General features: G+C 62.5%; 10 protein-coding genes. 6 read left to right on the top strand and 4 right to left on the bottom strand.

Features of this window, described 5'->3' with window-relative positions:
- Window positions 1–156: 156 nt before the first annotated feature.
- Complete coding sequence (locus ABQJ48_RS31520) at window positions 157–1,272, bottom strand: AI-2E family transporter (protein WP_367841852.1); 1,116 nt, start codon at window positions 1,270–1,272, stop codon at window positions 157–159.
- 271 nt (window positions 1,273–1,543) lie between these two features.
- On the opposite strand from ABQJ48_RS31520, the gene ABQJ48_RS31515 reads away from it, so the two are divergent.
- From ABQJ48_RS31515 to ABQJ48_RS31500, 4 genes are all read left to right on the top strand, one after another.
- Complete coding sequence (locus ABQJ48_RS31515; protein WP_367841851.1) at window positions 1,544–2,758, top strand: DUF2863 family protein; 1,215 nt, start codon at window positions 1,544–1,546, stop codon at window positions 2,756–2,758.
- A gap of 215 nt (window positions 2,759–2,973) precedes the next feature.
- Window positions 2,974–3,846, top strand: a complete 873-nt coding sequence (locus ABQJ48_RS31510) for a response regulator transcription factor (RefSeq protein WP_367841850.1) — start codon at window positions 2,974–2,976, stop codon at window positions 3,844–3,846.
- A gap of 115 nt (window positions 3,847–3,961) precedes the next feature.
- Window positions 3,962–4,636: an energy-coupling factor ABC transporter permease gene (locus tag ABQJ48_RS31505; protein ID WP_367841857.1), complete on the top strand. Its 675-nt coding sequence runs from the start codon at window positions 3,962–3,964 to the stop codon at window positions 4,634–4,636.
- A 167-nt stretch (window positions 4,637–4,803) separates the two neighbouring features.
- A complete protein-coding gene (locus ABQJ48_RS31500; RefSeq protein WP_367841849.1) occupies window positions 4,804–5,460 on the top strand; it encodes a BspC domain-containing protein in 657 nt (218 codons plus the stop codon).
- A gap of 118 nt (window positions 5,461–5,578) precedes the next feature.
- Here the strand turns inward: ABQJ48_RS31500 and ABQJ48_RS31495 are convergent, their stop codons facing one another.
- Both ABQJ48_RS31495 and yaaA read right to left on the bottom strand, forming a co-directional pair.
- Window positions 5,579–6,733, bottom strand: coding sequence for a M14 family metallopeptidase (locus tag ABQJ48_RS31495; protein ID WP_367841848.1), 1,155 nt, complete (start codon window positions 6,731–6,733; stop codon window positions 5,579–5,581).
- 35 nt (window positions 6,734–6,768) lie between these two features.
- Complete coding sequence (yaaA, locus tag ABQJ48_RS31490; protein ID WP_367841847.1) at window positions 6,769–7,551, bottom strand: peroxide stress protein YaaA; 783 nt, start codon at window positions 7,549–7,551, stop codon at window positions 6,769–6,771.
- 57 nt (window positions 7,552–7,608) lie between these two features.
- Here yaaA and ABQJ48_RS31485 point away from each other — a divergent pair, with 57 nt between their 5' ends.
- Both ABQJ48_RS31485 and ABQJ48_RS31480 read left to right on the top strand, forming a co-directional pair.
- Entirely contained in the window at window positions 7,609–8,106 is a 498-nt protein-coding gene (locus ABQJ48_RS31485; RefSeq protein ID WP_367841846.1) for a putative toxin-antitoxin system toxin component, PIN family, read from the top strand.
- Between the two features lie 173 nt (window positions 8,107–8,279).
- Complete coding sequence (locus tag ABQJ48_RS31480; RefSeq protein WP_367841845.1) at window positions 8,280–9,452, top strand: pyridoxal phosphate-dependent aminotransferase; 1,173 nt, start codon at window positions 8,280–8,282, stop codon at window positions 9,450–9,452.
- 106 nt (window positions 9,453–9,558) lie between these two features.
- Here the strand turns inward: ABQJ48_RS31480 and ABQJ48_RS31475 are convergent, their stop codons facing one another.
- Window positions 9,559–10,206, bottom strand: coding sequence for a glutathione S-transferase family protein (locus ABQJ48_RS31475; protein ID WP_367841844.1), 648 nt, complete (start codon window positions 10,204–10,206; stop codon window positions 9,559–9,561).
- Window positions 10,207–10,338: the final 132 nt, after the last annotated feature.

Genomic DNA, 10,338 nt, shown 5'->3' with positions numbered 1-10,338 from the left:
AACAGGTTTTTTTACGTTTCCTGACCTGCCCGACGCGCTGGAAGCCTCGCCACTGCTGGCTTTCCCGCCTCTTCGTGCCCCGAGGTCCGGCGCACGAAAGAGCGAGATTCTAGCGAGCCCGAACCGGGCTTGCAAGTGTTATCTGAATGACGCCTATCAGGGCGTCTTTTCAATTGGAGGCGAATCAGCGACCGCCGGCGGCTCGAGGTCGGGTGCCAAGGCATGCGCCGCCGGCGCGCCGATCGTCCAATCGTGCAGCACGGTGTAGGCGACCGCGAGCAAGGTCGGTCCAATAAACACCCCGAGAAAGCCGAAAGCCAATGCACCGCCCAAAATCCCCAGCATCACAAGGATCAGCGGCATGTCGCTATTCTTGCCGATCAGGATCGGTTTGATGACATTGTCAGACATGCCGACCGCCAGCACGCCCCAGACCACCAGAAAGATCGCCCATCCGGTCTCCCCGCCGTGATACAGCCAGATAGCCGCGGGCAACCAGACTATCACGGGACCGCCGGGCACTACCGACAGAAAGAAGGTTGCCAGCCCTAGCAGTGCAGGCGCCGGTACGCCGGCAACCCAGCAGCCAAAGCCGGCGAGGACTCCTTGGACGAGCGCCGTGCCGAGAATTCCATAGACCACGCCTTTCACGGTACTGCCGGCAAGCGCCAGTAGATATTCGGCACGTTCGCCGGCGATGCGCCGCATGCCCGCATTCAGCCACGCAGCCGCGCCCTCACCGCCGGTGTAAAAGAACAACGCGAGCACGATACTCAACGCCAACAGCCCAAGCCCGTGCGTGACGGCAAGCGCCGCCGCCAGAATCCACTTTCCGGCCGGGGCCGCCAGCGTGCGCAGCTGCGCAATCAATTCCGAATCGCTGCTCGTCAAATGCGCCCAGAAGGCAACGATGTTCGAACCCACCAGTGGAATCCGGCCAATCCACCCAGGCAGGTCAGGCAAGCCGTCCTCGAACAGCCTTTGCACCAGGGCCACGATCTCGTGAACGTGCGCGCCGAACGCGAAACCTGCGTAAACGAACGGCCCGAGCACCACAATCAGAATGATGAGCACGATCAGACTGGCGGCCCATTTGCGCCGCCCGCCGAGCACCGCGGCCAGCCTCCTGTAAAGTCCCCAGGAGCTGTAACTGAGGATGGCTCCCCACAGCAACGCTGTAGTAAAAGGCGCCAGCACCAACAGCGACCCGCCCACCAGGACAAGCAACGCGAATACCGCGGCGAGACGTTCGATCAGCTGGTCCGATTTCACACTGAATCTCCTATTGAGCCAGACGTCGCCGACAGATTGATTGACATGCGTTTGCCCGGCGCCCGCTGACTGCCGTCAGTACAAAAGCGAGTCGCGCTTGGCGGGTCGCTCCGCGGCTTCCCATACCGTCCAGCCAAAGAGAGATAGGGTCCTTCCCCTGACCGATTGCCGTCCCCGAGCGTCCCGATCCTCTCAACGTTGGCGGATAAATAATGTGGTGGCATAGAAAAGACTAGAATATAAGGTTCCCCGCCTCCCACTTTCCGGATTTATGCGCTCGCGAATTGCCAAACGTCTCCCCCCTGATGCCGACAAACTCGTCGGTCTCTCGCTCGCGCTTTTTGCGTCGGGCAGCCGCACCGAAGATCGCTTCTGGGAAGCGAAGCTCGATGCGCTGCTGGCCAAGATCGTCCGCAACGCCAACCAGACTACGCTGGACGCCGCGCTAGATCACTTGCAGCAGAACCATCCCGATGCGTACGGCGCGCTCGCCGACATGGCGGAAACGCACAGCGAGTCGTTCGTCCTCGAGCACGATGGCGTGCCGTACGAGGCACTGCTGATCGCCGCGCCCGTGCTGGCGTGGACCCGCTACATGATTCCTTCAGGCCCGCTCAAGGCCGACGCGGCCGACGCGTTGCGCGCGCACCTGCAGGCGCATGTGCTGGCGGCCAATACGCGCGTCGCGCTGGCGCCTTTCCTCTACAGCATCGACCAACTGCCGCGCCATCACGTCGAAACGTGGCGCATCGCCCAGCAACTCGCACAGGCGGCCTTGGCCGGCGGCCATGCGAAGCTGAATTTCGGCGAACTGCCGGAAACCTCGCCGATTCTGGCCGACCCGCGCTTCCTGTTGGCCGTCGTCGCGGCGCCGCTCGGCGAACCGGTTTTCCGTTGGCAGGAAGAGGACCACGGCAGCCGTATCGAGCGGGGTCAATGTCTCGAGCAATGGGCTACGCAAGGAGGCGCGAATCTGTCGCTGGTGTTGCCGGGCTGCGAATTCGAATGTCTGTTGCCCGACGCATACTATTCGGCTTGCCGGGACGCCGACGAAAGCGTGCGCCCGCATACCGTGCGTACCGCCGTGCGTTATCTGTTCGACACAATTGGCGCGGCGCCGCAGGAATTGCGCGCGGTGGTCGCCGGCTTCGGCGAGCGTCGCATCGACGAGTACCGCGTGGGCTTTACGCGCCGCGGCAGTAACGACGTGATTTACGGCGTCGTCTGGCCGCTGTACGGCCGCGAGAACGGCGAACCGGGCATCGACGAAGAACCGCACGAAAGCGCTGCGCCGGACGATCCGTTGGAGCAGATCGTGGCACTCCTCAAGGAAACCGGCGTGACCGACGTGCGTCGCCACGCGGGCCGCTTCGAGCCGGAATATTGCGACGATTGTGGCGTGCCGCTCTATGCGGACCCGCTCGGCGAGATCGTCCACGCGGAAATGCCGGAGGACGCGGAGCCCGCGCAGCCGCACTTCCATTGACCCCGAATGCGCGTGTGGTCATGCGCTGCCGCCCAGAAAAAAGCCCCGGTAAGCGGGGCTTTTGCTTGTTGGCTCATCTCTCCTATGCCTTTTGGACAGGCCGTCAAGACGAAGGGAATTTGTCATCATAGGACCGGCGACGAATCGCGAGGCATCCTGCTCAGATGCCGAATCGATGCGTCGCGCCACTTCGCCCGAATCATCTGGAGACATGCATGCGATTTTCGATACTCAACTCAAACGCGGAACGACGTGACGGACTCAAGGCACTGCTGAGACAAATCGACCGGCTGGCGCGCTTTACTGAAGCGCAGGATTGGCGGCACATCGAACGCACGCTCAAGCGTCACCGCCCCGACCTGCTCGTGATCGACTGGCAGGAGTCAATGACCGTCGCGGATGCCCGCGAGCTGCTCAGCTACTTCCCGGATCTGCGCGTCGCGGTACTGACCGACACCATGTCGCCGGCCACGGTGCGGGCGCTGATGGACGAAGGCGTGCTCGGCGTCATACCGCGAGAAACCGACCCCTGCCTCATCATCCGTGCGTTGGAAATGGTGCTGCTGGGCGGTCACTACGTACCACCCGGCGCACTGGCGCTCGACCCTCCGCTGCCGCCCGACACCGCCATCCGCGTATTCGACGCAAAAAGCCCGCCGCCGCGCCGCACGAGGCTCTCGAGCGGATTGTCGCCCCGTCAGGAGCAGATCATGCGCTGCGTTCACATGGGCAGCACCAACAAGATGATCGCGCGCACGCTCGGCATTAGCGAAGGCACGGTCAAGATCCACTTGACGAGCATATTTCAGCAGCTAGGCGCAACCAATCGCGCCGCGGCGGTCGCGCTTTACAACGGTTGGCTAACCAGTCATCTGCAAGTGCTGCGCAACAGCAGCGAGGGCTCGGCGCGTCCCGTGATGGGCCAAGCCGGCGTCGTGCCGCTGCGACGCCATAAGGTCCGGCGCTTCGAGTATCCGTTGCCGGCCGACGACACCAGCGCCTCACTTCCGATGGCAGCCGAGCCGAGCACACCCTATAGCGACGCGCCGGCGGCCCCGCCGACCACGAAGCCGGGGACTCGAAGTTAGCCGATATCCATCGCCGCTCGAACGAACGCCTCAACACCACTCTCTGGCGGCGTTTGCGTCGGCTGGCATGGAATCCGCTCACACCTTTTCTCGTCCAACGAGTAATATGAGACTCATGGGGTTTCTCTACACACCGCTTCCGTTCTGGATCGCTGTCGGTGGCTGGATCGTCACTGCGATAGCGGTCGCGCTCGCACTGTGGAAAAATCCTTTCAAACGACTTCAGGACGGCACGCTGCAGCATGTGTGGCTGGCCATCATCGTCGCCGTGTCGGTGCTGTGGGCGAGCAACGCGTGGCTCGACGACGGCACCGTGATGCACCTGCTCGGCGCCACGCTCATCGTTACGCTATTCGACTGGGCGCTCGCGCTGGTCGCAATGGCCATCGTCACCGGGCTCGCCGCCGTTATGTTCGACGCCCCGTGGCAAGGCATCGCGCTGACTTTTCTCGTGTACGGCGCGTTGCCTGTCGGCATCTCGACACTGCTCCAGCGCATCAGCATCGCGTGGCTGCCGCGCAACCTTTTCATGTTTATCTTCGGCCAGGGCTTTATTTCGCCGGCCATCGCGGTGTCGCTTACCGCCGCTGCGGCGCTCGGCATCCACGTCGCACTTGCCGATGGCTCAATGGCCGTGGTGCCGGTCGGCTATGCATTCAGCGCACTGCTGCTTGCCACCGGCGAAGCCTGGTTCACAGGCATGTCGACCGCCTTGATCGCGGTCTACCGTCCAGCATGGGTCACCACCTACGACGTGCGCAGATATCGTCTGGGCGGCCCGCGCACCTGACACACTGCGAAGTTTGAACGCGTCTGCTCAGAGGCCGACCGGATACCCTTGCACGGCCCTACAAGCTCGCACCCCAAGGCAGCAAAAATATTTACGCCAGGATTGAACTCCACCTTGTCCGTGGGCATCTTACTTGCCTCATGTCTTATCAGCGCATAAAGAACTAGATGGATCGCACCAACGTACCGCGCCGATCGCTGCGGTTACTCGGCCGGTTGGCACTTGTTGCAGCAGGACTCTCGCTAGCCTGCGCCGCTCCCGCATTCGCCGATCAACTCGAACAGCACAACGGTCTCGTCAACAGATTCGTCAATGAACTTCATGCAGATCCGCTAGTTGCGGACTGCGCGGCGCATGGCGAGTTTGTCGCAAGCACATCGACCGCCTTCGATCACGTCGAATTTCCGCCCAGCTCTTTCGACAGCGCCCACTCGTCGGTGACACCTTGGAACGATTCGTTCGACGAGGGCAAACAGCGCGTCAAGGTCGACAACATCGTTACGGTCGAAGGCCTCGGCATTCGTCAGAACGGGGAAGGCGATCCCGCTGCACTGAAATTCCGTTGCGGCTATGTGGGTGCACAGATGCTGGCATTCAGCTGGAATGATCCGGTGCCCCCGGCGCGCGCTCGCAGTGGTGGATCTGCGGGATCGGGAGCCGCTTCCGGCAAGCACAGGAGTACGAGAGGAAAGCACTCCACGAGCGGCAAAACCGCCAAGAAAGCGATCTCGAAGCCGTCCAGGTCCAGCCCAGGAAAATCGTCGAAGGCGACGTCGAGCAAAGCGGCAAGCAGCAAAGCTTCGTCGAAGAAGAAAACGCACTGATAGGCAGCGCGCAAGGGCGTCGCTGCAACACAGCCGGCGTTTGCAGCGTTGCAATGAAAACGAGGCGCACACGTCACCATGTGCGCCTCGTTTTATTGTCGCTCGCCCGCGCCCCGCTTCAGGCAAATGTCTCGACGTGATGCAAGATCGCCTGCAGCATCGCAGCGCCAAGCGAGGCACTGCGCTCGCCGTTCCAGCCCACCCGCTCGTCGGGCAGATTGGCGTTGTCCTTGAACGGCATCTCCAGCGTCAGCGACAGACAACCGAATTCGTTGCCGATATATTTGGACGCAAGCTTCAACGCATCCTCGCGATACTTGCTGGCGGCATAGCCGTACTTGTCCTGAAAGTCGGGGCTCGCCTGCTTGAATGCGTCGATGAAGGCCTTCTGCTCCTGTGCCTGCCGCTCGGTGAAACCCGGCAGCATTTCGGAGCCCGCCACGAACACATAGGGCAGCGCCTCGTCGCCGTGGATATCGAAGAACAGGTCGCAACCCGTCGCGTGAATCGCATCGCGCACTGCCAGCACTTCCGGGCTGCGTGCGGCGTCCGGCTCCATCCATTCACGATTGAGGTTCGCGCCGGCGGCGTTGGTGCGCAGATTGCCGTGCACGCTGCCGTCCGGATTCATGTTCGGCACAACGTAAAACACCGCATGGTCGTAGAGTGTGCGCGCGACCGGGTCGCCCGCCCAATCGCCCCAGCCCGCAAGGCGCTTCACGAGCCCCTCGATAAACCATTCGGCCATCGTCTCGCCCGGGTGCTGGCGCGCAATCAGCCAGATCTTCTTTTTCGGCCTGTCGCCGGTTTGCGGCGTGCCAAGCGTGAGCAACGAGATGGGCCGCCCTTCGACGCTCGTGCCGAGTTCGGTAAGCGCAGCCTGCGGCATCTGCTGCACAGCGCCGAGAAACTCCGCATGACGCTCCTCGCTATACGGCTCGAAATACGCGTAGTAAATGCGGTCGAACTCCGGCGTGTGGTCGATGGTCAGCACGCGGCCGTCGTACGAAGTCGGCACGCGAAACCAGTTGACCCGGTCATAGCTCGCCACCGCCTTATAGTCGCGCCAGCCCTCGGCGAACGCGCAAGTGGCGGCATTTTCGAAAGTCATCACACAGCGCGTGCCCGCCGCGCCCGACACACGAAAATAGAACCACTGCGCGAACTCCGCGTGACTGTCCGGGCGTACACGCAGACGGATGTTGCCGGCGTCCGCGCAGGACAGCACGTCAATCGCGCCCGCGTCGAAAGTGCTCGTAATGGATAACGTCATGATGTTCTTCCCTGCCTCGGTGCGTGGCGAAACATTTATTCAGCGACGCGGCGGCGAAACACGTAAGTGGAATCGTTCGAGGCCTCGGCGACGAACGCATAGCCTTCGGCGTCGAAGTCCTTCAACTGCTCGGGACGCTCGACGCGGTTTTCCACCGCGTAGCGCGCCATCAGGCCGCGCGCGCGCTTTGCATGAAAGCTGATGATTTTGTAGCGGCCGCCCTTCCAGTCCTCGAACACCGGTGTGACGACCGGTGCGTCGAGCAGCTTCGGCTTGACCGACCTGAAGTACTCGCCCGACGCGCAATTCACCAGCACGCGCGAGGCCGCGCCGTTGTTCTTCAATTGCGCGTTCAACGCATGCGTGATGCGCTCGCCCCAGAACGCGTACAGATCCTTGCCCCGCGGATTGGCCAAACGCGTGCCCATTTCCAGGCGGTAAGGCTGCAGCAGATCGAGCGGGCGTAACAGGCCGTACAGGCCCGACAGCACCCGCACGTGATTCTGTGCATAGTCGAGATCGGCCGGCGACAAGGTCTTCGCATCGAGGCCCTCATACACGTCGCCGTTGAATGCGAGCACCGCCTGCTTCGCGTTGTGCGTGCCGAATCGCGGCGACCATTCGGCATAGCGCTGAAAATTGAGGTGCGCAAGCTGATCCGAAATGTCCATCAGCGAGGCGATCTGCTGCGGCGACAAACGGCGCAATCCGCCGATCAGTTCGGCAGCGTCATCGACGAAATCGGGGATGGTGTGCTTCTCGACATGCGGCGGGGTCTCGTAGTCGAGCGATTTCGCCGGCGACAGAACGATTATCATAGAGGCTTGCAGGCACGCCGTGCCTGGCGGTCAAAGACGAAAGCCAGATTGTAACGAATGCCCGGTCCCCATGCCTCACAGAGCGCTCTGCGCGTCGTTCTCGATTCCAATGTCTGGATCGATATTCTCGTGTTTGACGATCCGCATACGCGGCCAATCGCGCTCGCGCTCGAAAGCGGCGCCGTGGCCGCGCTAATCGACGCGCGCTGTCTCGCGGAACTCGCCTACGTGCTCGACTATCCGCAATTCGTGCATCGCAACGTGGACAAGGCCGCCGCGCTCGCGGTCGTCGCGCGGCTCGCGCAAGTAGTCGATGCTGCGGCACCCGCAGACGATGCGCGTCCATTGCCGAAATGCAAAGATCGCGACGACCAGAAGTTTCTGGAACTCGCGCATGCCGCGCGGGCCGACTGGCTGGTCTCGAAAGATCGCGCGGTGTTGAAGCTGGCAAGACGCATCGCGCGCGACTTCGGCTTCCAGATCGCGCAGCCGGCGCCGTTTGTCGCCGCCATCGGCGCCGCGTTGAGCGCCGCAGGCGAGCCCACGACAGCGTGAGCGCCGCGGCATGTACAGCGGCAGAACGGCCAACGCGGGCCAACGCGCGGGCCAACGCGCGGGCCTCGGGCGGGCACGCAGCGCCGCGATTCCCTACAATCGGGCTTGGTTCAACGCTCGCGACGCCTTTCCCCCATTTCGCCAACACACTCGCCCACGCTCCGGACAGCGCCATGAATGCACCGCACGACACGCCCACGAGTCCCTCGTTCCCCTCTCGCCTGCCGAATGTCGGCACGACGATTTTCACCGTGATGAGCGCGCTTGCCGCCGAAAAAGGCGCGGTGAATCTGGGCCAGGGCTTTCCCGACTTCGGCTGCGATCCGCGCATTGTGGACGCGGTTGCGAACGCGATGCACAACGGCCATAACCAATACCCGCCGATGGCTGGCGCCGCGCCGCTGCGCGAGGCCATCTCGGAGAAAATCGCGAATCTGTACGGCCGCCGCTACGACGCGACAAGCGAAATCACCGTGACCGCAGGCGCCACCCAGGCCTTGCTGACCGCGATTCTCTGCACCGTGCATCCGGGCGACGAAGTCGTCGTGGTCGAGCCGACTTACGACAGCTATCTGCCGTCGATCGAACTGGCCGGCGGCAAGCCGGTCTTCGTCACGCTCGACGCGCCGGACTACGCGATCCCGTTCGACAAACTCGCCGCTGCGATCACGCCGAAAACGCGGCTCCTGCTGATCAACACGCCGCACAATCCGACCGGCACGGTCTGGCGCGCCGAGGACATGCGCAGGCTCGAAGCAATCGTGCGCGGCACCAACGTGCTGATCCTCTCCGATGAGGTGTACGAACACATGGTCTACGATGGCGCGCCGCACGAGAGCGTCGCCCGTTACCCGGAACTGGCGCAGCGCAGTTTCGTGGTGTCGAGCTTCGGCAAGACCTATCACGTAACGGGGTGGAAGATTGGCTACGTGGCGGCCCCCGCCGCGCTCACCGCCGAGTTTCGCAAGGTGCACCAGTTCAACGTGTTCACGGTCAATACGCCGATGCAGATCGGTCTTGCCGAATACATGAAAGATCCGGCGCCCTATCTCGACTTGCCAGCGTTCTATCAGAAAAAGCGCGACTTCTTCCGCGCCGGCCTCGCGAAGTCTCGCTTCAAGTTGCTGCCTTGCACCGGCACGTATTTTCAGTGCGTCGATTATTCGGCCATCAGCGATCTGCCCGAGGCGGAGTTTGCCCAATGGCTGACCGGCGAAATCGGCGTCGCGGCCATTCCGGTCTCCGCGTTCTATCATGAGGCGCATGAATCGGGCGTGGTGCGGTTCTGCTTTGCCAAGCAGGAGAGCACCCTCGCCACCGCCATAGAACGGCTGGCGCGGCTCTAGGATGCGCTGCGCGATGCTGCGAACGAACCCATGTTCCTCGCTAGCGCGCGCAGTGGCCAATGCGCGCCTGGCACGCGTTGGCCTGTTTGCTCGGCCACGCCTGCAATCACGCCGGGCGCGTCGCCGCGATATACGCCTTTCGGTCTTCGGTCACCCGCTGCGCGGCCGCTCGTGCGTTGATCGTCTTCACATAGCTCTTCCAGTCCACGCCCGCGTCGAGCAGAAAATCGCGGCCGTAGATGGCCTGTGTCGCCATGCCCACCAGCGGCAGGCTCACATACCCAGCAGTATCGGCGACACTGAAACGCTGCCCGCACAGATGCGGACCGAACTTCGCGATCCGCCTGAAACCGGCGATGTGATGTGCGAGCAGTTTCTCGATACGTCGTTTGGTCGCATCGCTCACCGTTCCGCCGAAAAACGCTTCCTTGTACAGATTGCGCGCAGTCAGTTCGAGATGCACGTCGACGAACATGATCATCTCGCGCTCTTTGGCCGCCTCCCATGGGTCGGCGGAAAAAATGTGCCGCTCGGGAAAGCGCGCGGCCAGATACTCGACGATGCACTGCGACTCGCACAGATCGCCCTGCTCTGTGCGCAGGTAAGGCACCTTGCCGAGCGGCGAATGCTCGAGCACGGCCTCATCCTGGCTGGGCACCACGGACACCTCTTCGAACGGGATGCCGTATTCGAGGAGCACGAACTTCACTTTGTTGTAGTAGTTGGACAGCGCAATACCGCACAGCTTGATCATCCAGTGTCTCCTTGCTTCGAGTGGAACGAGACCGCGCGCTACAGTCACGACAGAGAAGCACGACAGAGAGGCACGACAGCGGCCTTCGAACAATCATCCAGTACATCCAGTCAATTGCACGACCGTGCTATT

The organism is Paraburkholderia suaedae (genome assembly GCF_040812055.1).
Lineage (GTDB): Bacteria > Pseudomonadota > Gammaproteobacteria > Burkholderiales > Burkholderiaceae > Paraburkholderia.
The sequence above is the reverse complement of the archived record's forward strand: the minus strand, read 5'-3'. Positions and strand labels throughout refer to the sequence as shown.

Excerpts from the sequence above, each read along its gene's own strand:
- ABQJ48_RS31510 (WP_367841850.1), top strand. The coding sequence starts at position 2,974 with ATGCGATTTTCGATACTCAACTCAAACGCGGAACGACGTGACGGACTC.
- yaaA (WP_367841847.1), bottom strand. The coding sequence starts at position 7,551 with ATGATAATCGTTCTGTCGCCGGCGAAATCGCTCGACTACGAGACCCCG.
- ABQJ48_RS31505 (WP_367841857.1), top strand. The coding sequence starts at position 3,962 with ATGGGGTTTCTCTACACACCGCTTCCGTTCTGGATCGCTGTCGGTGGC.
- ABQJ48_RS31515 (WP_367841851.1), top strand. The coding sequence starts at position 1,544 with ATGCGCTCGCGAATTGCCAAACGTCTCCCCCCTGATGCCGACAAACTC.
- ABQJ48_RS31495 (WP_367841848.1), bottom strand. The coding sequence starts at position 6,733 with ATGACGTTATCCATTACGAGCACTTTCGACGCGGGCGCGATTGACGTG.
- ABQJ48_RS31485 (WP_367841846.1), top strand. The coding sequence starts at position 7,609 with ATGCCCGGTCCCCATGCCTCACAGAGCGCTCTGCGCGTCGTTCTCGAT.
- ABQJ48_RS31500 (WP_367841849.1), top strand. The coding sequence starts at position 4,804 with ATGGATCGCACCAACGTACCGCGCCGATCGCTGCGGTTACTCGGCCGG.
- ABQJ48_RS31475 (WP_367841844.1), bottom strand. The coding sequence starts at position 10,206 with ATGATCAAGCTGTGCGGTATTGCGCTGTCCAACTACTACAACAAAGTG.
- ABQJ48_RS31480 (WP_367841845.1), top strand. The coding sequence starts at position 8,280 with ATGAATGCACCGCACGACACGCCCACGAGTCCCTCGTTCCCCTCTCGC.